This window comes from Sphingopyxis terrae subsp. terrae NBRC 15098 (assembly GCF_001598815.1).
In the GTDB taxonomy this organism is placed as follows: domain Bacteria; phylum Pseudomonadota; class Alphaproteobacteria; order Sphingomonadales; family Sphingomonadaceae; genus Sphingopyxis; species Sphingopyxis terrae.
In genome coordinates, this window is sequence record NZ_BCZQ01000029.1 from 23,444 (window position 1) to 47,556 (window position 24,113).

At 63.3% G+C, this 24,113-nt stretch carries 19 protein-coding genes and 1 riboswitch; of the genes, 13 read left to right on the forward strand and 6 right to left on the reverse strand.

The features are described 5' to 3' along the window. The first annotated feature begins 96 nt into the window (after positions 1-96). From STE01S_RS15695 to STE01S_RS15715, 5 genes are read left to right on the forward strand one after another with little or no spacing between them, the layout of a single operon-like run. A complete protein-coding gene (locus STE01S_RS15695; protein ID WP_062769409.1) occupies positions 97-1,275 on the forward strand; it encodes an aromatic ring-hydroxylating oxygenase subunit alpha in 1,179 nt (392 codons plus the stop codon). Positions 1,276-1,312: 37 nt separating this feature from the next. After that, a complete protein-coding gene (locus STE01S_RS15700; protein ID WP_062769412.1) occupies positions 1,313-2,812 on the forward strand; it encodes a class I adenylate-forming enzyme family protein in 1,500 nt (499 codons plus the stop codon). A gap of 10 nt (positions 2,813-2,822) precedes the next feature. Continuing rightward, on the forward strand, positions 2,823-4,043 hold the full coding sequence (locus STE01S_RS15705) for a cytochrome P450 (RefSeq protein WP_062769415.1): 1,221 nt from the start codon (positions 2,823-2,825) through the stop codon (positions 4,041-4,043). Beyond that, a complete protein-coding gene (locus STE01S_RS15710; protein ID WP_062769418.1) occupies positions 4,043-4,441 on the forward strand; it encodes a Zn-ribbon domain-containing OB-fold protein in 399 nt (132 codons plus the stop codon). The genes STE01S_RS15705 and STE01S_RS15710 overlap by 1 nt, the downstream gene beginning before the upstream one ends. After that, positions 4,441-5,607: a thiolase C-terminal domain-containing protein gene (locus tag STE01S_RS15715; protein ID WP_062769421.1), complete on the forward strand. Its 1,167-nt coding sequence runs from the start codon at positions 4,441-4,443 to the stop codon at positions 5,605-5,607. Before STE01S_RS15710 ends, STE01S_RS15715 begins: the two co-directional genes overlap by 1 nt. Before the next feature lie 6 nt (positions 5,608-5,613). On the opposite strand, the gene STE01S_RS15720 is transcribed toward STE01S_RS15715, so the two are convergent. Together STE01S_RS15720 and STE01S_RS15725 are read right to left on the reverse strand one after the other, a co-directional pair. Further along, on the reverse strand, positions 5,614-6,258 hold the full coding sequence (locus STE01S_RS15720; RefSeq protein ID WP_082813368.1) for a TetR/AcrR family transcriptional regulator: 645 nt from the start codon (positions 6,256-6,258) through the stop codon (positions 5,614-5,616). Positions 6,259-6,334: 76 nt separating this feature from the next. Continuing rightward, on the reverse strand, positions 6,335-7,054 hold the full coding sequence (locus tag STE01S_RS15725; RefSeq protein WP_062769427.1) for an SDR family NAD(P)-dependent oxidoreductase: 720 nt from the start codon (positions 7,052-7,054) through the stop codon (positions 6,335-6,337). Positions 7,055-7,136: 82 nt separating this feature from the next. Between STE01S_RS15725 and STE01S_RS15730 the strand changes: the two genes are divergently transcribed. The 3 genes from STE01S_RS15730 to STE01S_RS15740 all read left to right on the forward strand — a co-directional run bounded on the left by STE01S_RS15730 (position 7,137) and on the right by STE01S_RS15740 (position 11,012). Then, entirely contained in the window at positions 7,137-8,000 is an 864-nt protein-coding gene (locus tag STE01S_RS15730; RefSeq protein WP_062769430.1) for an alpha/beta fold hydrolase, read from the forward strand. 203 nt (positions 8,001-8,203) lie between these two features. Next, positions 8,204-10,612 carry a TonB-dependent receptor gene (locus tag STE01S_RS15735; protein WP_062769432.1) on the forward strand — a complete coding sequence of 803 codons (2,409 nt, stop codon included), beginning with the start codon at positions 8,204-8,206 and terminating at the stop codon, positions 10,610-10,612. An 82-nt stretch (positions 10,613-10,694) separates the two neighbouring features. Further along, a complete protein-coding gene (locus STE01S_RS15740) occupies positions 10,695-11,012 on the forward strand; it encodes a 2Fe-2S iron-sulfur cluster-binding protein (RefSeq protein ID WP_062769435.1) in 318 nt (105 codons plus the stop codon). Between the two features lie 104 nt (positions 11,013-11,116). On the opposite strand, the gene STE01S_RS15745 is transcribed toward STE01S_RS15740, so the two are convergent. The 4 genes from STE01S_RS15745 to STE01S_RS15760 form a co-directional block, all read right to left on the reverse strand. Beyond that, positions 11,117-12,169 (reverse strand): threonine aldolase family protein, encoded by a 1,053-nt coding sequence (locus STE01S_RS15745; protein ID WP_062769437.1) that lies wholly within the window; start codon positions 12,167-12,169, stop codon positions 11,117-11,119. 48 nt (positions 12,170-12,217) lie between these two features. Beyond that, positions 12,218-12,326: riboswitch (SAM-I-IV-variant riboswitch) on the reverse strand. Between the two features lie 51 nt (positions 12,327-12,377). Beyond that, a complete protein-coding gene (locus STE01S_RS15750; RefSeq protein WP_062769440.1) occupies positions 12,378-13,997 on the reverse strand; it encodes a M28 family metallopeptidase in 1,620 nt (539 codons plus the stop codon). After that, positions 13,994-15,076: a dipeptide epimerase gene (locus tag STE01S_RS15755; RefSeq protein WP_255265977.1), complete on the reverse strand. Its 1,083-nt coding sequence runs from the start codon at positions 15,074-15,076 to the stop codon at positions 13,994-13,996. Before STE01S_RS15755 ends, STE01S_RS15750 begins: the two co-directional genes overlap by 4 nt. Before the next feature lie 74 nt (positions 15,077-15,150). After that, positions 15,151-16,086: a MurR/RpiR family transcriptional regulator gene (locus tag STE01S_RS15760; RefSeq protein ID WP_062769446.1), complete on the reverse strand. Its 936-nt coding sequence runs from the start codon at positions 16,084-16,086 to the stop codon at positions 15,151-15,153. A gap of 161 nt (positions 16,087-16,247) precedes the next feature. Between STE01S_RS15760 and STE01S_RS15765 the strand changes: the two genes are divergently transcribed. The 5 genes from STE01S_RS15765 to STE01S_RS15785 are packed head-to-tail and all read left to right on the forward strand — an operon-like array spanning position 16,248 to position 23,922. Beyond that, positions 16,248-18,386, forward strand: a complete 2,139-nt coding sequence (locus STE01S_RS15765) for a TonB-dependent siderophore receptor (protein ID WP_082813369.1) — start codon at positions 16,248-16,250, stop codon at positions 18,384-18,386. 40 nt (positions 18,387-18,426) lie between these two features. Further along, on the forward strand, positions 18,427-19,926 hold the full coding sequence (locus STE01S_RS15770; protein ID WP_255265979.1) for an amidohydrolase family protein: 1,500 nt from the start codon (positions 18,427-18,429) through the stop codon (positions 19,924-19,926). Positions 19,927-19,949: 23 nt separating this feature from the next. Continuing rightward, complete coding sequence (locus tag STE01S_RS15775; protein WP_062769506.1) at positions 19,950-20,987, forward strand: DUF1611 domain-containing protein; 1,038 nt, start codon at positions 19,950-19,952, stop codon at positions 20,985-20,987. Continuing rightward, the gene (locus STE01S_RS15780; protein ID WP_062769449.1) at positions 20,984-22,597 is read left to right on the forward strand and encodes a serine hydrolase domain-containing protein; all 1,614 of its coding nucleotides are present in this window, start codon (positions 20,984-20,986) and stop codon (positions 22,595-22,597) included. Before STE01S_RS15775 ends, STE01S_RS15780 begins: the two co-directional genes overlap by 4 nt. Then, positions 22,594-23,922: an erythromycin esterase family protein gene (locus STE01S_RS15785; RefSeq protein ID WP_120694206.1), complete on the forward strand. Its 1,329-nt coding sequence runs from the start codon at positions 22,594-22,596 to the stop codon at positions 23,920-23,922. The genes STE01S_RS15780 and STE01S_RS15785 overlap by 4 nt, the downstream gene beginning before the upstream one ends. Positions 23,923-24,113 lie beyond the last annotated feature (191 nt).

The window sequence follows — 24,113 nt, forward strand, 5'->3', positions numbered from 1 at the left end:
GCTTTTGCGACACTCTCATCGCCTCCATAAAAAACTATTGTCATTAGGTAAAGGCTGGAATAGGCTAAGACCAACGATAAGGAGAGGATCTGCAATATGAGTGAAGTTGCAGAAGTTTCACGCCCGGCGCGCAAGCTGACCACGCTCGCCGACCTGACGCCGAGCCAGATCGAGGCCATCCGCAAGATTCCGGCCGAAAAGGACGCCGTCGTCGTGCCGTTCGGTGCGACGCGCCCTAATGCGATTTTCACCGGGCAGGACCGCTTCGACCTCGAACAGGACAGGATTTTCCGCCGCTTTCCGGTGCCCGTCACCGTGTCGGCGCTGCTCGAACCCGGCAGCATCGTCGCGAACGACAGCTATGGTTTCCCGATGCTCGTCTCGCGCACCCGCGACGGCACGATCAAGGCTTTCGTCAACGCGTGCCAGCACAAGGGGTCGAAGATCATCGAGGATTGCGCAGTCCACAAGCAGGGCCGCGTGACCTGTCCCTATCACGCCTGGACCTACGGCATCGACGGCAAGCTGATCGGCGTGTCGCGGAGCGAAGCTTTCGAGGATTTCGACAAGAGCAAGCGCGGGCTCGTCGAACTCGAGGCGCGCGAATGGGGCGGTATCGTCTATGTCCAGTTGAACCGCGACATCGCCGCCGACTGGTCGAACCTGTCGCAGCAGGTCGCCGAGGATTTCACTGCGCTCGGCATTCCGTCGGCGCACGTCTATGGCCGCAAGAGTTTCGATCTGAAAGCGAACTGGAAGGTCGTGCTCGAGCCCTTCCTCGAGGGCTATCATGTCCAGCGGCTCCACGCCGCATCGATCGGCGACCGCTTTCAGGACGCGCCGAATATCGTCGACATGTTCGGCCCCAACATCCGGCAGGTGTCGGGGCGCATCGGCTATGTTCCCGAAATGCTCGACGAAGATGCGTCGGCGAATGTCCATAAGCTCGTGACCCATGCCTATACGGCTTTCCCCAACTGCGTCGTGGTGACGAGCCAATATTATACCAGCGTCATGCTGCTGATGCCGCGAGCCGCCGACCGCACGACGGTCGAATATTTCATGCTTACCCCCGAGGCCGCATCGACCCCGAAGGCCGAAGAGGTGTTCGCGCGCTCGTACGAGCTGATCCTCAGCGTCTTCGGCGGCGAGGATTTTCGCGCTGCCGAGATCAGCCAGCAGGGGCTCAACGCGGGTGTGCCCGAAGAGACCGTCTATTGCGGGCTCGAGACCAATATCGTGCGCTATTATGAGGCGATCGAAGCGCTTCTGTAATTATTGAACCGGCGGCAGACCGGACGGAGAGGGATTGATGGCGCAGACTTTACCGAGCGCTATGGACTGGTGGGCGCGGATGCGGCCGAAACAACCGGCCGTCGTGCTTGGCGGCGACCGGCTGAGCTATGGTGACTATAAGGCCTGGTCGGACCGCGTCGCGGCGATGCTGGAGGCCGACGGGCTGCGGCCCGGTGACCGCGTCGCAATCTGCTCGACCAACAGCCTCGCCTATTGCGCACTGATCATGGGCATCATCCGGGCGGGCGGCATCGTCAATCCGGTCAATTTCCGATTTACGCCCCGCGAAATTCGCGAGCTTTGCGAAACGACCGAACCGCACTTTGCCTTTGCCGCACCCAAGTTCGAGGCGAATATCGCCGCAGCGGGACTGGCACCGCGCCCGATGGCCGAAATCGAAGCATTGCGGGATGCCGCACCGGCGTCGCCCGCGCATGATCCGCAGCCTGACGCGCCCGTCGTCATCATCGCGACGAGCGGCTCGACCGCCACGCCCAAGGGGGTCGTCTTCACCAACCGCTCGATGACCGCCTATGCCGCCTGCTGGTCGCTCGAGGAAACATCCTCGTCGCCCGGCGCGCGCGTGATCAGCCTTGCGCCGCTCAATACCTCGGCGGGCTTCGTCCAGCTCATGCACTATACGGTGCAGGGCTGCACCATCTTCATGGAGCCCGCCTTCGTTCCAGACGCAATCCTGCAATTGCTGCAGGACGAAAAGATCAACTGCTTCGGGGCTGTGCCGACCTTCTTCGAGGCGATCGCGCGCGCTCCGGGTTTTTCCGCTGCCGATCTCTCATCGATCCGCCTCGCAACTGCGGGGGGCGCGCGGGTAAGTCGGCAGCTGCTCGATCTCTGGAAGGCGAAGGGCATCACGATCCGCCAGATCTATGGTCAGACCGAGGTCGGCGGGAACGTGACGATGATGCCCGAGCATCTGGCGATCGAAGAGCCCGAAAAATGCGGCTGGGGCGGCATCTTCATGGACGTGCGCGTGCTGCGTCCCGACGGCAGCGCCTGCGATCCCGGCGAGCCTGGCGAGATCGTGATGCGATCGCCCGGCATGATGCAGGGCTATTGGCGTAATCCCGAGGAAACCGCGAAGGCGATCCGCGACGGCTGGCTGTGGTCGGGCGATATCGGCACGCTCGACGAGCGCGGCCTGCTGACCTTCGTCGACCGCATGAAGGATTTGATCATCTCGGGCGGTCTCAACATCTCGGCCGCCGAAGTCGAGCGCGTCGTGTGCGAATTTCCGGGCGTTAGCGAAGCGCTGGCGATCGCGGCGCCCGATCCCAAGTTCGGTGAGACGCCTTTCGTCGTTTATCATGGCACCGCCGAGATCGACGTCGCGGCGTTGATCCGCCACTGCAATGCCAATCTGTCAAACTACAAGGTACCGCGATACGTCGCCTTTTCGGCCGACCCGCTACCGCGCCTTGCTACTGGAAAATTGTCGAAGCCTGCGGTGCGCGAGATGTACGCCGGCGCGCACGCGACCATGGAGCGCGTGCGATGAGGAGCAAGACATGACCGCCCCGCAACCGGCCGCAGCGCCCGTTCCGTCTCATATCCCCGAGCATCTCGTCTTCGATTTCGATATCTACGGCGATGCGCGCATTGGGCCGGATGTGCAGGGCACCTATGCAGCTGCGCTTGCCGACGCGCCGAATATCTTCTGGACGCGCCTCAATGGCGGGCACTGGATTGCCAAGAGCTTCGACGCGATCAGCCACATCGTGCTCGATCCGGAACATTTTTCCGTGCGTGAGATGCAGATTCCGCGCGTCGAAAATCCGCCATTCTTCATTCCCCTCAGTCTCGATCCGCCCGAGAATCTTCCTTATCGCAAGGCGATGATGCCGATGTTCGGGCCGACCGCGATCAAGGCGCTCGAGCCGCGCATCCGCGAGTGGGCGATCGCGCTGGTCGATGCCGTCGCGGCCAAGGGCGCGTGCGATTTCCAGGCCGACCTCGCGAAGCTGTTTCCCGTCAGCGTCTTCATGGAACTGATGGGAATGGACCTGTCGCGATTGCGCGATTTTCGTGCGCTCGCCGAGGCGTTCTTCTCGGCGCAGAATGATGAGGCCGAGATGGGGCGCCTCAGCGCAGCGATCCTCGGCGAAATGAAGGCGCTGATCGAAGCGAAGAAGGCCGCACCCGACGACAAGCTTATGTCGCATTTCATTCAGGTCGACATCGGCGGCCGGACGATGAGCGACGAGGAGATCCTCGCGATGAGCTTCGTGCTCTTTCTCGGCGGCATGGACACGGTCACTAACGTCACGGGCTTTGCCTTCCAGCAACTCGCCCAGATGCCCGACGTTCAGGCGCGGCTCGCCGCCGACCCCTCGCTCATTCCCGCCTTCACCGATGAGGCGGTGCGGCTCTATGGCGTGGTCAACACACCGCGCCTGGTGGTGCAGGATCAGCAGATCGGCGAGGCGCAGTTCCGCGCGGGCGAGATGGTGCTCAATATCCTCTGTCTCGGAAGCCGCGATCCCGCGAAGTTCGAAGCACCAAATATCTTCGACCTCGACCGGAAGAAGACGGCGCATCTGACCTTCTCTTCGGGGCCGCATCTTTGCGTCGGACATGTCCTTGGTCGCGCCGAACTGCGCATCCTCACCGAGGAATGGGTGCGCCGCATACCGGCCTTCAGGGCGGCAGCGGGGGCGAAGCATGGCTTTCGCATCGGCACCGTCATGGCGCTCGAAACGCTGCCGCTCGAATGGACGGTAGCGCCCTGATGATGCACGCGAACGACGGCGCCGACGCGCCCTATTGGAACGGGTTGGCCGAAGGCCGCTTGCTTTTGCCGCGTTGCCGTTGCGGCGACTGGTTATGGCCCGCCGCTAACCACTGCGCTGCATGCGGCGGCGAAGAGATCGCCTGGGTCGATCGGCCTATGCGTGCGACGATCTTTTCCTGGACGCGCACCTGGCATCGCTTCGGCTTGACCGAGAGCCTTGACCTGCCGTTCGTGTCGATCGTCGCGACGATCGACGATTGCGGCATCCGCCTGCTCGGACGCCTCGACGACCCCGATCAGCTCGATCCTGTCATCGGCGAAGCGATCGCCGGGCGCAGCGGCGCGACCCGCGTCGAGGGCCGCGACATTCCAACGATTATCTGGAGCCGCGGCTGATGCATCCGCTTTACGGTACCACCGCCGTCGCCGGAGTCGGGCTGCGCCAATATAAGCGCGGTGCTTCGCCGCTCCCCGAACAGGCTGTGCTGGTCGAGGCGATCCTCGCCGCTTGCGCCGACGCGGGCTTCGACCCTGCGGACGTCGATGGCTTCGTCTCCTATGGCGACGACAAGAATGAGCCCGTCCAGTTGATGCCTGCGCTCGGCACCCGCGAGCTCAAATGGTCGAGTGTCGTCTGGGGCGGCGGCGGCGGCGGCGTCGCTGGCGCGTTCGGGCTGGCGGCGGCGGCGATCCTGTCGGGGCAGGCGAGCGCGGTGATCGTTTTCCGCGCGTTGGTCGAAGGATCGAGCGGCCGGCTGTCGGCAGCGGTGATGGCGCATCACCTCAACGATCATATGCTCGCGGCCGGGATCGTTGCACCGGCTCAGGTGTGCGCGATCCGCGCCAATCGCATGTATGAGCATCACGGCGTGCCAGCTTCGGTTGCCGAAGAACTGGTCCGCGCCTCCTATTATCATGGATCGCGTAACCCCGAGGCCGTGGCTTTCGGCCAAGCGTTCGATCTTGAAGAGATGCGCAGCTCGCGGTGGATTGCCGAACCCTTCCGCCTCTTCGACTGCAGCCGCGAGAATGACGGTGCCGCCGCGTTCCTCATGGTTTCGGCCGACCGCGCGCGCGATCTGAAGAGGCCCACGGTGTATCTGCTCGGCTGCGCCAACGGCGCCGAAAAAGGGTGGGGCGATCTTCTGGAAAATGATGACGAGGCGTTGTACCCGACGGCCGGCTTCCGCTCGATTGCGCGGCGCCTCTACGCCGATACCGGATTGTCGCCCGCTGATATCGACGTGGTGCAGCTTTACGAGAATTTCAGCGCGCAGGGCGTCGCGTCGCTGATCGACCATGGCTTTTGCACATACGAGAATGTCGCCGAGGTCGTGCGCTTCGACAATCTGGTTGCGCCGACGGGCAAGCTGCCGGTGAACACCGGCGGCGGCAACTTTGCGCAAGGCTTCATCCACGGAATTGGCACCGCCTATGAGGCGGTGAAGCAATTGCGCGGCGAGTCCGCAAACCCGGTACCCAATGCGAAAATCTGCCTGCTCGCGGGCGGTCCGGGCGCGCCGACGGTCAGTTCGGCGATCTTCGGAAGCGAAGTGCCTTAGCCTGGCTCAGGCGGCTGCCGACTTGAGCGACTTTCCCATCGTGCCCTGTTCCAGCCGGGCGCGCACGCCGGTGAGGAATATGCGCAGCGATTCGACAAACAACTCTTCGTCATCGAACGGGCTATCGGCGATCGCCTTGGCCAGATTGGGGTATTTGCCAGGGTCGACGAATGGCATCGGGTCGACCCCGCGTGCGCGGGCCGCGGCCTCGAAGAGTGCGGTGCCATAGGTCAGACGTTCGATGGCCTCGATCACGACGAGCTGGATTGAGGTCGGGAAGGGTTCGTCACGCGCTGCGCGGTCATAGGCTGCGAGTAGCATATGCTTCGGAAAATAGCGCAGGATCAGTGGCGCGGCATTGGGGTGCTTCAGCATCGCCCGGCGGGTCGAGACGCAGATAGCGACGATGCGTTCCTCATAGGATTCGTCGCCGCTGTCCATCAGCGTGATGCGCACCAGCATGATGCGCGCAACTTCCTGAAGCAGCTCTGACTTGTCCTTGAAATGATGGTAAAGCGATGGCGGGCGTACGCCGAGCTTCTTCGCCACAAGGCCGAGGCTCAGCTCCTCAAGCCCATGTTCGTCGATCACCTCGAGTGCGGCTTCGGCCGCACTGCTGCGCGAGATCAGCGGTTTGGAAGGTCTTGCCAAGAAACTATCCCCTGTTTCGGCCGCTCATGGCAGCCGGGACGCGTGGGCGCCAGCCTAAAAGGAGTCGGTTTACCGCTCACCGCAGCATCAGGCCGCCGTCGACGACCAGGCTCTGGCCAGTGATATACGAGGCTTCAGCCGATGCGAGGAACAGCGTGGCGGCCGCCACTTCGGGCGGCATTCCAAAACGGCGCAGGGGAATCGCACGCAGCGTATTGCCGGCCTTGCGCTCGTCGGCGCGGACCTCGGCGGTCATCCGCGTCTCGATGAAACCGGGTGCCACCATATTGACGCGCACGCCATCGCGCGCCCACTGGTCGGCGACCGCGCGGGTGAAGCCGAGCAGTCCAGTCTTGCTGGCGGTATAGGCCGGGGCATAGCCGATCGCGATGAAGCTCGCGCATGAACCGACATTGACGATGCAGCCGCCCCGATCGCGCAGGGCTGGGTGGAACAGATAGCAAAGCTCGACCGCCGCGTTGAGATTGACCTCGATTACGTGGCCATAGCCCTCCATTGAATATTCATCGGGGTGGGACTGACCGGCATTGTTGACGAGAATGTCGATGGGCCCGGCAGCCTCGACGAGCGCGACACGGTTGGCGGGCTGGTCCAGGCGAGCGCGGATATAGGTAAAGCGCGACAGATCGTCCTCATAATCCGCGCCATTCGCCCGCGTACCAGTAATGACGACATCGGCCCCCGCATCGGCAAAGGCTTCCGCGATGCCGAGCCCGATCCCCTGTGTGCCGCCAGTGACGAGCACGCGCTTCCTCTGAAAGTCGAACCGGATCATGTCGCTGTTCCTTATCCATAAAACTATTGACGTTAGATAAAGCGAAGCGCAATCCTTTTGCAAGCAAGAGAGAGGATGCAGCATGGCGAACGGATTGCGGCGCGCGATTTTCGTCGCGCGCGATGGCGTCAGGCTCGTCGCGGATTGCGGTGGTCGTACGGACGCGCCGGCGGTGATCCTGCTTCACGGCGGCGGGCAGACGCGGCACAGCTGGAGCCATGCGGTCGATCATCTGCTGGCGACCGGCTTTCAGGTCATCAGCTATGATGCGCGGGGGCATGGCGAAAGCGACTGGTCGCCCGAAGGAGCCTATCGGCTCGCCGATCGCGCCGGAGATCTTGCGGCGGTAGCGGCATCGCTCGCGGTCCCGTTCGTTCTGGTCGGCGCGTCGCTCGGTGGCGCGACATCGATCGTTGCCGTGGATCGCGGGCTGCGTCCGGCGGGGCTGGTTCTGGTCGATATCGTTCCCGAACCCGACCCGCGCGGGATCGATCGCATTGTTTCCTTCATGCGGGGTCACCCCGACGGCTTTGCGACAATTGATGAGGCGGTTGCTGCCGTCGCCGCCTACAATCCCGGACGCGCCGTCGCGCCTGACGGAAGGGGGCTGATGAAGAACCTGCGCGAAGGGAATGACGGTCGACTTCGCTGGCACTGGGACCCGCGCATCATCGCCGACGAGCCCTCGCATCATCACCGCGTCGTCCAGCGCGCGACAGGCACGCTGGCTGCGAGGCCCGACCTTCCTGTGCTGCTCGTCCGGGGGCTGTCGAGCGACGTCGTCAGCGATGCGGGCGTCGATGCCTTTCGCGCCACATTGCCATGGCTCGAACTGGTCGATGTGGCAGGGGCGGGGCACATGGTCGCGGGGGATCGAAACGACGCGTTCAGCGATGCGGTAGTCGGATTCGCGCGGCGCACTTTGTCGGTCAAAGCCTCGCACTGATCCATATATATTATAATAAATCAGTGCTTTGAGGAGATTTTCCAAAAACCTTACGTCGTTAAATTTCTCGATTGACTTAAAATCTAATGAGGATAGGTTATTGCTCAAGGACCGCGCATGACGGTCTGTTTTATGGGAGAGGATCTGTCATGGACCGCCGTGCTTCATTTCGTGCTGCTCGCTACACCTGTCTTGCATCGATTATGGCGGCTGCGGGAATGGCCGTTCCGGCCTTCGCCCAGACCCCCGCCGCCGCCTCGGCTCCGACCGCCGACCCATCGAATGCCACGCCGACCGAGGGCGAGATCATCGTCACCGCGCGCCGCCGCGACGAGCGTCTGATCGATGCGCCTGTTGCCATAACGGCGCTGGGTGGCGCCGCGCTCGACAATTACGCGGTCACCGAATTCAGCGACATGGCATCGCTCGTTCCGACGATGGTGGCGGGTAAGGCCGCATCGGGATCCTCTGCGAGCATCTTCCTGCGCGGCGTCGGCTCGACCGCGCTCAGCGCAGGCTTCGACCAGTCGGTGTCCTTCGTCGTCGATGGCATGCCGATGAGCCGCGGGCGGGAAATCAGCCTCAGCCAGTATGACGTTCAGCGCATCGAGGTGCTCAAGGGGCCGCAGGCCCTGTTCTTTGGCAAAAATGCGACTGGCGGCCTGATTTCGGTGACGACGAACAGCCCCAAGGATATATTCGAAGCGGGCTTCAAGGCTGGCTATGGCTTCGAGGCGCAGGAAAAATATGGCGAAGGCTATATTTCGGGGCCGCTCGCTGAGGGCCTTCGTGCCCGTCTGGCTTTCCGCATCTCTGACAGTGAGGGCGCATTCACCAATACGGCGGCAGAAACCTACATTGACCCGCTGGGTATGGAGCGCCACCGCAACAGCAAATATCGCGGCTATGGCACGACCTATAGCGGCCGCCTGACACTCGAATGGGATGCGGCTCCCAACCTGACCTTCCAGCTCAAGACCGGCTACACCGACCAGAAGGACGGCGGGCCGACCGATATTCTTGAACGCATCTGCGGCGGCGGCCGCACGACGCCCTTTTCGCCCGACCCCTTCGGAGCGGGTGTTGGTATTCCGCCGAGCCCCAATGCCGATTGCACGGTCAATGGTCGCTCGGACAGCGCGACGATCCCGCTTGCCGTGGCCGAGGCCAATTATCGCTACGCCGGCGACGGGCGCATGTATTCGCGCTTGAAATCGGGTTTCGGAATCCTGACCGCGACGCTGACGAGCAATGTGTTCGACGTGACATCGATCACCTCCTACTATCGCTTCAAGCAGACCGACCTCAACAATGTGTCGGGCGAGGCCTATCCTGCGACCTTCTCGCAGCTTGCCGACTATCGTCAGACGTCGGAGGAACTGCGCTTCCAGTCGAAATGGGGCGGACCGGTGAACCTGCTGTTCGGCCTCTTCGCATCCAGCAACAAGTTCATCTTCAACACAGATGCCTATATTTTCCCTGTTCCGATCAGTCCCGTGACCGATACCTACGTCACCTTCAAGCGCGACAACGGCTTTTCGGGCAGTTCGATGTCCGCGTTCGGTGAGGTCACGGCAAATCTGTCGGACTCGATCGAGCTCGCGGGCGGTGCACGGTGGAGCTATGAATCGCGTGACAGCTACCAGGCATCGCTGCCGGCGCATCTCGCTTTTGCCGCGGCTTTTCCAGGCGATCTGCGCCTCGACGACCGTTACCGCGAGAGCGACGTGTCCCCGCAGGTGACGCTTCGTTACAAGCCGTCTCGCGACCTGACTTTCTATGCAGCGTACAAGGAAGGCTTCAAGTCGGGCGGGTTCAACATCTCGCAGACGTTGACGCCAGCCGCGACCGTAGCGGCGGGACAGTTCGGCGCCGAGCGCGCCCGCGGCGGCGAGGTGGGGGCGCGTGCGATCCTGCTGGGCGGTGCCTTGTCGCTTAACGCGACGGCTTATTATTATGATTATCTCGACCTACAGGTACAGAATTTCGACCCCGTCACCATCGGACAAGTGGTGGCAAATGCGGGCACCTTGCGCGTCAAGGGCGTCGAGGGCGACTTCAATTGGCGGCTGGGCAGTTTCTCGCTGCGCGGCGCGGCCGCGTACAACAACGCCAGCTACAAGGATTATATTGGCCAATGCTATGGCGGCCAGACGATCTCAGCCGGCTGTAACCTGCTCGCAGGACCGAGCGGAGCCTTTACCAGCCAGAATTACGACGGACGCACTCCGCCAAAGGCGCCGCGTTTCGCGGGGCGGTTCGGAGCGAGCTATGAGGCGCCGCTGACGGACTCGGGCTGGACGCTGCAATTGTCGAGCGACGTCAGCTACACGTCAAAATATAATTTCACCGACACGCTGCGCCCCGACGCTGTGCAAAAAGCCTATGCCAAGCTCGATGCCGCGCTGCGCATCAACGGTCCGGGCGATCGCTGGACGATCGGCCTGATCGGACGAAATCTGACGAACAAGCTGGTCGTGACGGCAGCCAACGATATTCCGTTCGCTGGCGGCACGGGAACCGGAACCGCCGGGCCGGGCGTCCTCGCCGACATGTCGGCGTTCGTTGACAACCACCGCGAAATTTATCTCGAGGTCGGTTTCAAGTTTTGATCGGTTACGAGCAAATCGGCGAGGGCCTGCCCGTTGTGGCGGGTCTTCTTCCACGCGCGCGCGCAAGTGCAGGGGAGCGCCTATGGCAAAGCTGATTGTCGTGACACGCGACGGGACCGAGCACGAGATCGAGGCCGACACCAGCCTGACCGTGATGGAAAATATCCGCGACGCGGGCTTCGACGAACTGCTCGCGCTGTGCGGCGGTTGCTGCTCGTGCGCGACGTGCCACGTCCATATCGAGGGTGGCAACAAGGGCGCGATGCCGGCGATGAGCGAGGACGAGAACGACCTGCTCGATTCGACCACCGACCGCGACGACGCCTCTCGCCTGTCGTGCCAAATCCTGTTCAGCGACGCGCTCGACGGCCTCCGCGTGCGGATCGCCGCCGAGGACTGAAGCAGCCGGGCAGCGTCCGGTTTCTCAAACAGCCGTCCAAAAGCCGACAGTCAGCAAACGGCCAAAACCGACGTGTTCAGCGCAGTTGACTGTCTGGGCGGGGGTTACGCTGGTTCATCCATTGTAACCGCAAGCTCTTCTACATGCTGGGCGAGGAGATCGATGGATTCGATGCGCGCGTCCCACGCGAACATGAAGCGCGCAGAGCCGCCTATGAATGTATAGAAGCGCCAGCCTCTCGCGCTGAGGCCTTCAAGGAGTTCGTCCCGTGCATGGATGAATACCGCGTTCGACTGGACAGGGAAGGCAAGCCGCACACCGGGTAGGCCATCAATGGCGCCGGCAAGGCGGGCTGCGCAAAGGTTCGCATGTTCGGCATTGCGGAGCCAGGCGCCGCTTTCGAACAGCCCGATCCACGGTGCCGCGAGAAAGCGCATTTTCGACGCAAGCTGGCCTGCCTGCTTGCACCGATAGTCGAAGTCGGTCGCCAACTCGGTATCGAAGAAGACGATGGCCTCCCCGGCGGCCATGCCGTTCTTGGTGCCGCCGAAGCACAGGACGTCGACACCGGCGCGCCACGTTATTTCCGCGGGCGGGCATTGGAGGGTTGCGCAGGCATGGGCGAAGCGCGCGCCGTCCATGTGGAGCTTGAGCCCGAGTTCACGGCAGGTTGCCGAAATCGCGCGTATCTCTTCGGCCGTATAGACCTGACCCGTTTCGGTCGGCTGGGTGATCGTCACGACGCGCGGTTTCGGGAAATGAATGTCCGAACGACTTGTTGCGAGTTCGCGGATCGCTTCCGGTGTAAGTTTGCCGTCATCCGATCGCGCGACGAGCAGCTTCGATCCGTTCGAGAAAAATTCAGGCGCGCCACATTCATCGGTTTCGACGTGCGATGACGACGAGCAGATGACGCTGTGATAGGATTGGCAGAGCGCGGCAAGCGCGAGCGAATTGGCGGCGGTACCGTTGAAGGCAAAGAAAACCTCGCACTGCGTCCCGAAGAGAGTCCGGAAAGCATCGGCCGCGCGCTGTGTCCAGTCGTCGTCGCCATAGGCAGGCGCCGAAGCCGTGTTTGCGGCAGCCATCGCGTCCCATGCTTCGGGGCAAATGCCCGCATAATTGTCGCTGGCGAATTGTTGCGGCGGAATGGTCACGTCGAAATCCTTCCTTCGAAATCGAGGCAGATCGACGCGCGTGCGGCTGGGCATCCCGTTTTTTGCCGGTCCGGCCACATCCCCCGTTCACGTAGGGGCACCACCTTGCTCGGGAGCAGGTTGGTGTCGGGCGTCGACCCGACTCTTGATGCAAGGCGCGCCCTAGGCGTCGCCTGAATTGGTGTCAATCAAACTGTCTGGCGCTTTGTCATTGGCCTTTTTCTGTCGCTGGCGGGCCGAATATGCTGTCGCTAGTCCAGCGCGGTCGGGACGGGGCGTTTGCGATATCGATAGCGAGCGCGACGGCATAATCGTCCAGCCTGATCGCTTCGACAGGCATGATGCCGGGCTGGTTGATATCATCGCTCGGGGCATGATAACGGTTGGCGCGCCACGCCTGTTCGAGCCTGAACGCTTCGCTTCCGGGCGTGAAGCCGAATTTGAGGGCAAGCGCCGGGATGCCTGCGCGCACGAAACTATATTGATCGGTTCGCACGAAACTGTTCCGGTGGGGCAGGGGGTCTGGAACCAGACGCAATCCCTGTCTTGCGGCAACGGTTCGGGCATTGTCGCCGAGACTGCTCTCGCCGTCGCCCTGCGCCAGTATCTCGGTCAGCGGCCATAGGGGCAGGAGCGTATCGAAATTGAGGTTCGCGACAAGACCTTGCCGCGGCACCGTGGGAAACCGCGCGAAGTAGGTCGAACCGAGCAGTCCGGGCTCTTCTGCTGTCACGATGAGGACAAGGATCGACCGTTTCGGCCTTGGGCCTGCCGCCAGCCGCGCGGCGATGTCCAACACCGATGCGACCCCCGAGCCATCGTCGATCGCGCCATTGTAGATAGCGTCACCGTCGACCTCGGGACCGATGCCGACATGGTCGAGATGTGCCGAGAGGATCACATATTCCCGGGCAAGCCGCGGGTCGCTTCCTGCCAGCACGGCGACGAGGTTGGGGGACGTCAGCCGACGGCGCCGCGCCGTCACGGTGGCCCCGAGTTTATAGCTGAGCTCGAACTTGGGCAGCGGGGCCGATGTATCAGCGGCGGTGGCGAGCGACGCAAAGTCGTGACCCGATCCTGCGAACAGCGCCTCGCTGGAGTCAGGAGCCATGCTTGCCAGAAAAAAGCCATCGGGAATGTCGCGAAGGCTGCGATCGGACAAATACATCTGGCTTTGGCGCGCGAGCAGGAGCTGGCGGCTCCAGGGTATCTCGACCATGTTTGGCGACGTCAGCATGATGAGACCGGCGGCGCCGGATCGCCCCAGCAGCCGCAAGCGCTCCTTGCGCTGGTTGGCCTTGATCGGGGCAGGAATATTCGGCGGGCCACCGCTGATCGCGACCGCGATCTTGCCGCGCAGATCGACGCCGGCAAAATCGTCGTGTCCGAACGCGGGCAGATGCATGCCGTAACCGATGAACACCAGCGGCGCTTCGGTCGCCGCCGCGCGGGGGCCGCCGTATGCGGAGATGATCATGTCGCGATCGAGCGCCAAGGGCTGTTTCGTTCCCGATTGGTCGATCAGCGACACGCTGGAAGCCGAATGGTCGATCGTCTGTTCTTCGAGCGGAACCGTCTGACGGTAGCTCGCCTGTGCACCCGCGGGCGCAAGGCCGATCTCGCGGAACCGGCGCTCGACATAGCCGACCGCGCGAAGATGGCCCGTCGTGCCGGTCCCGCGGCCTTCGTTGGCATCGCTTCCGATCGCTTTCACATCGTCCCACCATCGAACGGAGCGCGAAACATCCTGGGCCGTTCCGGACTGCGCAACGGCGTAGGCCGGCAAGACGAGCGCCACGACGCCCGCAATCAATCGGTTCAGGGTCATGGATTTTCCTCGCTTCGGGATGCGCCGCCCCAGACGAGGTCGGGGCATGTGATGTGGCCGCCTTCGTAATGCGCTGCGGGCATCCGGTCGGCGGCAAGAAAGATCGGGCCATCAAGGTCGACGATGCTGCAATATTGGCCGACGAGCCAGGCCGGAGCCATCGCCAGCGACGTTCCGAGCATGTTGCCGACCATGACGTCGAGCCCGAGCGAACGGGTCCGCTGCACGAGGCGAAGCGCATCGGTAAGGCCGCCGCACTTGTCGAGCTTGATGTTGACGGTTTGGTAGAATCGGTAAAGGCGATCAAGATCGGCGACCGTCTGTATGCTCTCGTCCGCGGCCACCGGGGTCGATAATGCCTGATCGGCAAGCAGCGCATCGGAGCCAGGCGCGAACGGCTGCTCGATCAGCCTTACGTCCGCCGCCCGGCATGCCGGCATAAGGCGGGCGAGGCTGGTCGGCGTGAGGCTCCGGTTGGCATCGACGGCCAGCCAGACGTCCGGGCGCGCGGCGCGCACGGCCGCGACCCGCGCGCCATCCTTTTCGTCACCGACGAGCTTTACCTTGATCGCGCGGGCATCCGCATAATGTTCCGCTTTCGCTGCCATCGCATCGGGTGGCGCGTTGCCGATCGTAAAGGTGGTGAGCAAAGCGCGGGGCGGCGCCATATCGAGCAATTGCCAGACGGGTTGGCCCATGCGCTTTGCATGGAGATCCCAGAGCGCGCAATCTAAGGCGTTACGCGCCCCGCCGGCAGGGAAAATCCGGGCGGCGTCGGCATGGCGGACGCCCCCTGCGATCGTCGCGGTCGCATCGGTCAGCGCGGCCGCAATGCCTTGCGGCATATCCTGCCGATAGAATACGCCGGCCGCTTCCGCTTCACCCACGTGACCGTCGGCTTCGAGCCGCAGCACGACTGTTTCGATGTCGTCAAAGCGCTGGCCGGCGATATGGAAGGGTTCGGCGAGCTTGTGTCGGACGATGGCGACATCGACGCGCGGCGCACAAATTTCGAGGCGGGCGAGGGCGCCGTCGATGTCGAGAGACTCCGCCGAAGAAGGGGGTGGCATGACAGACATGCGATTCGGCTAGTCGCATGAATATTTTCTGTCTATGATTTTTAATGACAAAAAACTGTCATTGCGCTCTCGCATCAACCCGACATTTTCGGGCGCGGAGGCTGGTGTCCGGCGTAGCCCGTGAAGGTCTGGTGGAGGCGCGTGAGTGTTTCGAGGCGAGCCTCGACTTTCGTGCCGATCTTTTTGATGACGCTATTCACCATCAGGTTGATGGCGCAGACAAGCGCTACCGGCGAACTCCAGAACATGCCGGTCTGCGTTGGCACGGCAAGGACGTGTGGGGTGAAACGCGGCGCCCAGTCGCAGAAGAGATCGGTGAGAACGATCAGCGGGATGCCAAGCTGACTCGCGTGCTCGGCGATAAGATAGGACTGGCGCGAATAGCGGCGGATATCGATCACGACGAGGCAGCGGTCTTCCTCGTCAGTCGCAAAGACATCGGCGTAATTGCCAGCGGTCAGATCGACGAGGCGGACGCCGTCGCGCATGAATTGCAGATGGTTGGCGAGGAGCATCGCGATGCCGCGCTCGGTCTGAAATCCCGCGATATGAACGGTCTTCGCTGTCGCGAGCAGATTGGCGGCGTCCTCCCATTGCGGCATTTCGGCAAGACGATAGACCGCTAGCAGCGATTTCATCTCACGCTGCATCGATTCATCTGCTTCCTCCGGAAGGCCGGGGCTATCCACGAAATGCTGGAGCTGGTCGCCAACCAGCCAGGGAAAACCTTCCTCGCTGCCATCCTTCAGTTCGTTCTTCATCGTCTTAAAGTTGCGATAGCCGAGCTTGCGGGTGAAGCGTCCGATCGTGATCTCGCTGACCCCCACTTTCACCGCGAGCGTCATCGCGGTCTCGAAGGCGAGTGTGGGATAATGGCGTAGAATATAGGCGGCGATCGCCCGGTCCGCCGTCGAATATGTTTCGAGTTCGGCCTGAAGGCGCTGGAGGAGCGGCACATTGGGGATGGCCGGTGCCTCCTGTCTCGCAGCTCGTTCCTGCTTGCCTGCCATGCGCCTCTCCTCCTGTCAGCTTCCGGTTATTAATGTCAGAAATATGTTCAAAACTATCAATTGACAGAAATATGTCAACGAGAGTTAATTCTGTCGTTCTCCGGCCTTGCGAGCGCAAAGGGCGCTTCGATCCGGGCTTATCGATCCAGGGGGTGTGTGAGATGACGATGAACCGAGAAAGCTTTGACTCCCACCAGCGCAGTCGCGCGGCGCTTCACCCGTTCCGTGCCGGGACCGCCGCCGCGATCCTTGCCTTGGTCCCGTCCGTCGCCGCCGCGCAAGAGGCAGCTGGAGGCGAGGGCGATGCTATCGTCGTGACGGGCTATCGTTACCTTAGCGAGGATACGAGCGGGACGACGGGTCTTCCGGTTCCATTGGAAAAGGTCCCCCAGTCGATCAGTCTCGTCAGCAAGGATTTCCTCGATGCGACCGATGCGAAATCGCTGGGCGATGTCGCACAATATACGCCGGGGGCGCTGTTCGACGGCAATCCCGGGGGCACGTCGTCGATTGTCAAGCTGCGCGGCTTCGCGGCTGGCAACGCGATCGACGGGCTGAACGTCGGGGCGCTGGATTACGAACCCGATTTCGCGACCCTCGAACGGCTCGAGATCGTCAAGGGGCCGACCTCGGTGGTTTACGGCGCGGCCAATCCGGGCGGCATCATCAACCAGGTCACGAAAGGCGCGAAGCCCGACACGCCCTCGTATATCGAACTGCTCGGCGGGTCTTGGGATCGTTGGCGGGTCGAAGGACAGGTCGCGACCTCGCTTGACACGGCGGGAGCGGTCAATCTGATCGCGGTCGGCGTCCATGAGGAAGCGGGCAGCTTCATGCAGCGCGTCGATTCGGCGAAGACGGTTCTGTATGGGGGGATCGATGCGGAGTTGTCACCGGGTCTCACCGGCTATGTCCATGGCGGTTACGAGCGCTACCGGCGCACTTCGTTCGACGGCATCCCGACATTGTCCGACGGCTCGCCGGCGCCGGTCGACCGCTCCTTCTTCATCGGGTCGGGCGATTTCGACCTCGTGACGCCGGTGGTGCGCGTGAACGGCGGGCTCGACTGGGAGGCTTCGTCGGCGCTGTCGGTCAGCCTCAAGGTCAATTACCTCCGCTCGAACACGACCGGAGAAAGCGGCTATGCCTATGATCTCCAGCCCAGCGGCGACTTCTTCATCGCGATCAACAATATCACGAAAAGCGTCACGCAGGCATTCAGTGCGGGTCTCTCGACCGTCTACAAGTTCGACGATATGGGGCTGACCGACAGCTTCGTGACGGTTGCCGCTAATTACCAGAGCTACGACACGAAACAGGCAGGCACGATTCCCAATACGCCGCAGGGCGACGTCGGAAATATCTTCGATGGCGTCGATGCGATCGAGGCGCTTTTCAACACGCGCACCTATCCGGGCATCTTCGATTACAGCCTGAACCGCCGTCTGCGCTATTTCACGCTGTCGACGCAGGCGAACATCAAGGTCGCCGAGCCGCTGACCCTGCTTGCGGGACTCTCCTGGGCCAAGCCCGATGTCAGTAAGCAGTCGGGTACCGGCCCCTGGCAGGATTTCAGCGGAGACAGCCAGACGAGCCTCCGTCTCGCAGCGACGCTGGAGCCGGTGCGCGGCCTCAACTTCTATGCGTCCTACAGCGAATCCTTTCAGCCGCAGCTTTTCATCGACGCTGCGGGCGGGGTCCTGCCGCCGCTCACCGGCGAACAATATGAGGTCGGCTTTAAATATGTGTCGTCCGATCGCCGCCTGCTTCTTACCGGCGCGCTGTTTGACGTTCGGCAGTCGAACCAAGCCCGCTATGACCAGACCATCGATCTTATCGACCGCTACGCGCCCATCGGCGAGGTGCGCCATCGCGGGCTCGAACTCCAGGCGGTGGGTGAAATTGCGAAGGGGTGGCAGGTCAACGCAGGACTCGCCATCCTCGACCCGACGATCCGGCGCGACGACGATCCCATGCTGATCGGCAAGACCATCGCCTTCCTGCCGAAGAGCTCGGCGAGCATCTATACCAGTTATGAATTCGGCGATGCCTTTGTTGGCGGCGGTATCCGCTACGTCGATTCGGTGAAGACGGATATCGACCGTGCGACGCGGGATCTGCCGTCCTATACGCTGGTCGATGTCTCGGCAGGTTATGACTTCGGGCGTTTCCGTGCCCAGATCAACGTCAAGAATGTCTTCGACAAGCATTATTTCGTGAACAATTATCAGACGCTATTCTACGGCAATGTCGTCGGCGAACCGCGCAGCGTCACGGTTTCGCTGCGCGCGAATTTCTGAGCTCGTGCCAGGCGTGGTGTTTGAGAGGCGAATCTTGACGATGGTGCGGCCGGCGCGCGCTGCTGCGCTGCTGCTGGCCGCGGCCGCGCTGGCGGCGAACCTTTCTGCCGCAGCGTCGCAGGCCGGGCCGGTGCACGACATCGTTTATACGGGAGCCCGCGCGATCGACCCGGAAACGGGGCTCGATGCGGTGCGCAATATCGCGGTCGACGGCGACCGGATCGCGGCGGTCAGCGAGGCGCCGCTGAAGGGCAGGCGGGTGATCGACGCGCGCGGGCTCGTCGCGGCGCCGGGCTTCATCGACATACATTCGCATGCGACCACGCGCGACGCGGCGCGCTATCAGGCAAAGGACGGGGTGACGACCCGGCTCGAACTCGAGATCGGGACCTGGCCGGTACCGACCTGGTACGAGGCGAAGCGAGGACGCGAACTCCTGAACTATGGCACCAGCGCCGGGCACACGGCGCTGCGCTATTTCATCCAGAAGGGGGAGGGTGATGCAGGGCTCGCGGCGCTGCGCGACCCGATGGAGAAATTCGACGCAAACGAAGCCGACGCGCCGCTGTCCAACGCCGCGGCAAAGCGGCTGGACGCGCTGCTCGAACAAGGGGTACGCGAGGGGGCGATCGGAATCGGCAGCGGCACCCAATATGCACCGGGGATAACGCGGCGCGAGATGCTCGATGTCACGGCGGTTGCCGCGAAAACCGCCACCTGCCTGTTCACGCATATTCGTTACGGCAGCCTGGTAGAACCGGGCAGCGCGCTCGAGGCGGTGCAGGAGAGTATCGCGAACGCCGCCGTGACAGGCGCTTGCGTCCATGTGGCGCATATTAACAGCATGGCCATGCGCGATGCGCCCTTCATGACCGCGCTCATTCGCGATGCGCGCGCGCGCGGCGTCGATATCACGACCGAAACCTATCCCTGGGGCGGATCGGTCGATGCAGTGCGCAGCCACTTCTTCGATCCGGGTTGGGAACAGCGCTGGGGCGTCGGCGTCGGCGATCTGCAATCGCGCAGCACGGGCCGACGGCTGACGCAGGCCGAGTTCGACGCGCTGCGCGCCGGCACAGGCGATGACGGGGTCATCATGCATATGAACAGCGAAGCGACAATCGCCGCGCTGCTTCAGAACCCCTCGGTGCTCGTTGCGAGCGACGGGGGGCGGATCGAGGGGCCGAACGGGCATCCGCGTTCGGCAGGCACGTTCGCGCGCCTGCTCGGTCACTATGTCCGCGAAGCGCGAACGCTCGATCTGGCGGAGGCGCTGCGCAAGATCACATTGATGCCTGCTCAGCGGCTCCAAGCTTTCGTTCCGGCCATGAAGCGCAAGGGCCGGCTCCAGCCGGGCATGGACGCCGATATCGTGCTGTTCGATCCGCGCACGGTGGGGACGCGCGCGACCTATGGCGATGCCGCCCATTATTCCGACGGCTTTCGCTATGTGATGGTGAATGGCGTTCTCATCGTCGATGACGGGGCGCTCGTCGAACGCGTCAATCCGGGGCGGCCCATATATTCGAAGTATAATTGATGAGCATGGCGATCGATCATCCCATGGCTGTGCCAACCACCGGGCCCGAAGGTCTCGACCTTCCCGGCCCCTATCTGCTTTTCCTCGGCGATGCGGCGGACGCCACCTTTCTGAAGACGGGCCTCGGCCTTCGCGACTGGGCGCCACGGCTCTGTATTGGCGAGCATAAATGCGCGGGCGCGGCGGCCACGCTCGGCCTTCCGGTCATGAAGCCGCGTGCGGCCCATGCCGCCGGCGCGCGGGCGCTCGTCCTATCCGCGGCGTCGATCGGCGGTGCGATACGCGATGCCTGGATCCCCGACCTGGTCGATGCCCTCGAAGCCGGACTCGACATCATCAGCGGCGCGCACGACCGGCTCGGCGAGAACAGGCGGCTCCGACAGGCCGCGGAGGCCCACGGGCGCCGTCTGATCGACGTACGGACACCGCCTGCCGTCTTGCCGATCGCGACCGGCCGGCGACGAAGCGGCAAGCGGCTGCTGACCGTCGGCACCGACTGCGCGCTTGGAAAGAAATATACGGCGCTGGCATTGGCCGACGCCTTCCGCGCGCGCGGGATCGACACGGATTTCCGGGCGACGGGCCAGACGGGCATCATGATCGCAGGGCGAGGCATTCCCATCGATTCGGTCGTCAGCGATTTCGTCGCGGGCGCTGCCGAGTTGCTGAGTCCTGATGCCGATCCGGCGCATTGGGATGTGATCGAGGGGCAGGGGTCGCTCTTTCACCCCTCCTATGCTGGCGTATCGCTAGGCCTCCTCCATGGGTCGCAGCCCGACGTTCTGGTGCTTTGTCACGCCCATGGCCGCGAACGGATCGTCGGGCTGCCCGACTTTCCGCTGCCGCCGATCGGCCGCGCGATCGAGGTTACCCTGCAGCAGGCAGAGCTTACCAACCCCGGCGTCCGCTGCGCGGGCGTCTCGCTCAATACCACGGGTCTGGGCGCCGAGGAAGCGGAGGCGGCGATGTCCGAACTGGCGCGCGCGTGGAACATCGTGGTCGCCGATCCGATGCGCGGCGGCCCGGCTTTCGACCGTCTCGTCGACGCGTGCCTCGCATGACCCGGCTGTTTCTCCTTCTTCTCGCATTTGCGATCGGGACAATCGCGCCGACGGCGGCACGGGAAGGTGGCGGCGCGGATCGCGAAGCGGTACTTGCCGATATCCGGGCAATGGTCGAGGGCGCTTCGGGCGACACCGCGCTCGTAGTCGCGATCACCGATCGTGACCGGACAATCATGGTCGCCGCCCATGGCTATTCCGACATCGACCGACACGTCCCCGCGACCGTCGATACGCACTTCGCGATCGGGTCGCTCTCCAAGTCGTTTGCGGCGGTCGCGCTGATGCAGATGGCGGACGAGGGGCGCTTCGACCCCGATGCGCCCATCGCGCGCTATCTCCCCGATTTTCATGTGCGCAGCCGCTATGCGCCGATTACCGGCGCGTCGCTGATGTCGCACACGTCGGGCCTCCCCAATTATCTCGCCAATGTCGCGTCGATGCGCTTCCTCGTCACCGCGCTTTCCGGCTTCGAGCCCCGCTACGCGCCGGGGGAGCATTTCTGGTATTCCAATTCGGGTTATCAATTGCTGGGCTATGCGGCGGAGGCGGTCGACGGGCGGCCGTTCCCGATGATTGTGCAGCAGCGCATCCTCAATCCGCTCGGCATGACGGCGACCGCCCCACAGATCGACGACCGGCAGCGCCGGCAGATGGCGACAAGCTACGAGCGCGCGCCCGATGGCGATCTCGTCGTCGCGCCATGGTTCGAGTATATCGCGGCCGATGGCGCGATAGTCTCGAACGCGCCCGACATGACCGCATATGCCCGGATGCTGCTGGCGCGGGGCGGGACGCCGAAGGGGCGGCTGCTGTCCGATCGCGCCTTCTCGCGCATGATCACGCCGGTTCGCGACGACTATGGCTATGGTTTCGAGATCGCCGAGCATGGGGAGATGCTTTCCCACACCGGCTCGATCGCGGGCTTCCAGGCCTATTTCGCCGTTCATCTGGAGCAGGGGCTGGGGATCGTCATTCTCGGCAACGGACCTGCAGACAGGGTGCTTCGCGAGCGGATCGTCGCGCGGCTGTTCGGTGCCGCGCCGAAACCCGTGCCCGATCTCACATGGCGCGGAGTCGAGAGCTTTGTCGGCCATTTCGTCGGCCCCGGCGGCAAGGCGCTGGAGTTTCGGCCCGGGCCATCGGGTGATCTGCTCATGGACGACGGCGGGAAGGTTTTGCCTCTTGCGCGGATCGGACGGGAAGGATGGGGCGCCCATCTGACCCCTGCGGGGCCGCGGGCCTTTCTCTTCTTTCGCGATGCATCGGGCGCGGTGTCGGAGGTGGTTGCGGGGGATGCGACCTTTGTCCGCGCGGATGCGCCCCGGGCGCCGATGGCGCCGGCTTCCTATGGGCCGCTTGTCGGCCGATACAGCGCGCATGGCGAGGAGGGGCCGAGCGTACGCATCTATGCGCGCGGCGCGAAGCTCGTGCTGTCTTACGCCGATTCCAGTCTCCCCCTGCCGCTCGCTGAAGATGGGGCCGGGCATTTTCGCTTCGAAACCCCGGCTTACGCGCCCGAACGGCTGCAGTTCGACACGGTTGCCGAAGGAAAGGCCCAGCGGCTTCTCCTGAACGGGGTGCCCCTGTACCGCATCGAACTGCCGTGACGGTGCTTTGCCGGATCGGTGTGGCGCTTGCGGCGTTGCTCTCGACGCTATCGGCCGCTGCTGTTGCCGCGCCATACGACGCGGCCTTCATCGCTTGGGCGAAGGCGCAGGCGGTTCCGCTGCCGGCGTGCGCGTCCATCCGGGAAGGCGCGGACTATCGTGCGATCGCCGCGTCGCTCGGCAGAGCGCGCGTCGTCGCGCTCGGGGAACCGGTGCACGGCGCGCACGAGCCGCTGACGCTGCGGAACTGCCTCTTCCGCTATCTCGTCGAGGAACAGGGCTTCACTGCGATCGCGCTGGAATCGGGCCTCCATGAATCGCGGCGGCTGCACGATTATGCGGCAGGGGGCGCAGGCGATGCGCGCGAGATTGCGCGGAACGGATTTACTTGGGGCTTTTGGCGCTACCCAGAGAATATCGAGCTGCTCGAATGGATTCGCGCCTATAATCTCGACTCCGCGCACGACCGAAAGGTCGCGATCTACGGCATCGACGTGAGCGGCGGCGATGCGGACGGAGCATGGGCGCGTGCGCGGGTCACGCTCGACGAGGCTCTCGACTATCTGGCCCGGGCGGAGCCCACGAGGTCGGCGCCCCTGCGCGAGAATATCGAGCCCTTTCTGGGGCGCTTCTCGGCGCCGGCGTATCGCGCGCTGACGGAGCGCGAGCGCGCGGAGCTTCGTCGGTCGGTCGCGCAATTGCTCCGCTTCTTCGATACAAGGCGGCCCGCTCTCGTCGCCGCGTCATCGCGGGAGGATTATGACTGGGCGCGGCAGAATGTCGTTGCGGCACAGCAACTTCAGGTTCTGTTCGATGTGTCGGACGTGCCCGACCCCGCGGGTCGCCTGCTTCCCGGTGATTATCGCGCCGACGCTGCGCGGGACAAAGCGATGGCCGCCAATGCGCTCTGGGCGCTCGGCCAGGAAGGGCCAACGGGGCGCCTCCTGGTTTTTGCGCACAACGGCCACATCATGAATGCCTATACGCGCGGCGGGATATGGGCTGTTTATGAACTGGCTCCCGCGGCGATGGGGATTCATCTGCGGCACTCGCTTGGGCAGGGTCTCCTGATCGTCGGGACCAGCTCTCCGACGCGCGTCGAAGGTGCGGGCGAACCGGGAACAATCGAGCGTGCATTGGCGCGTGTTGGCGGGCAACGCTTTCTACTCGACATCCGATCCGCGTCCGGCGGCCCCGCGGGTTGGCTGAACGATAAGCAGTCGATCAGTGTCAACTATACGACTGAAAGCTTGGTTACACCAATGAGGGCCTTCGATCTTTTGCTGTTCTTCCCTCTTTTGACGCCGTCATCGAGCCCGCCCTAACATATGCATGTTCTCGATTTCTGGTGGGCAACATCTCGATCAGGCAACTAAAGCGGCAACTATTGAGCTTAAACGCCGCATAGCGGACCTGCTGCTATCGGCCACACGCTGCCTAAACGTTTCACGGCAGGTCACGGCCAGACCTGGAGCAGTTGTTTTTTAAGAGCTTTGCCTCATGTCCCGTATGGGAT

Bases quoted from the DNA above. Each gene is read 5' to 3' on its own strand.
- STE01S_RS15760 (WP_062769446.1), bottom strand. From the start codon at position 16,086: ATGGCAGGCAAGCAGGAACGAGCTGCGAGACAGGAGGCACCGGCCATC.
- STE01S_RS15775 (WP_062769506.1), top strand. From the start codon at position 19,950: ATGGCTGTGCCAACCACCGGGCCCGAAGGTCTCGACCTTCCCGGCCCC.
- STE01S_RS15755 (WP_255265977.1), bottom strand. From the start codon at position 15,076: ATGTCTGTCATGCCACCCCCTTCTTCGGCGGAGTCTCTCGACATCGAC.
- STE01S_RS15715 (WP_062769421.1), top strand. From the start codon at position 4,441: ATGCATCCGCTTTACGGTACCACCGCCGTCGCCGGAGTCGGGCTGCGC.
- STE01S_RS15735 (WP_062769432.1), top strand. From the start codon at position 8,204: ATGGCGGCTGCGGGAATGGCCGTTCCGGCCTTCGCCCAGACCCCCGCC.
- STE01S_RS15780 (WP_062769449.1), top strand. From the start codon at position 20,984: ATGACCCGGCTGTTTCTCCTTCTTCTCGCATTTGCGATCGGGACAATC.
- STE01S_RS15695 (WP_062769409.1), top strand. From the start codon at position 97: ATGAGTGAAGTTGCAGAAGTTTCACGCCCGGCGCGCAAGCTGACCACG.
- STE01S_RS15705 (WP_062769415.1), top strand. From the start codon at position 2,823: ATGACCGCCCCGCAACCGGCCGCAGCGCCCGTTCCGTCTCATATCCCC.
- STE01S_RS15770 (WP_255265979.1), top strand. From the start codon at position 18,427: ATGGTGCGGCCGGCGCGCGCTGCTGCGCTGCTGCTGGCCGCGGCCGCG.
- STE01S_RS15765 (WP_082813369.1), top strand. From the start codon at position 16,248: ATGACGATGAACCGAGAAAGCTTTGACTCCCACCAGCGCAGTCGCGCG.
- STE01S_RS15730 (WP_062769430.1), top strand. From the start codon at position 7,137: ATGGCGAACGGATTGCGGCGCGCGATTTTCGTCGCGCGCGATGGCGTC.
- STE01S_RS15750 (WP_062769440.1), bottom strand. From the start codon at position 13,997: ATGACCCTGAACCGATTGATTGCGGGCGTCGTGGCGCTCGTCTTGCCG.
- STE01S_RS15725 (WP_062769427.1), bottom strand. From the start codon at position 7,054: ATGATCCGGTTCGACTTTCAGAGGAAGCGCGTGCTCGTCACTGGCGGC.
- STE01S_RS15740 (WP_062769435.1), top strand. From the start codon at position 10,695: ATGGCAAAGCTGATTGTCGTGACACGCGACGGGACCGAGCACGAGATC.
- STE01S_RS15700 (WP_062769412.1), top strand. From the start codon at position 1,313: ATGGCGCAGACTTTACCGAGCGCTATGGACTGGTGGGCGCGGATGCGG.
- STE01S_RS15710 (WP_062769418.1), top strand. From the start codon at position 4,043: ATGATGCACGCGAACGACGGCGCCGACGCGCCCTATTGGAACGGGTTG.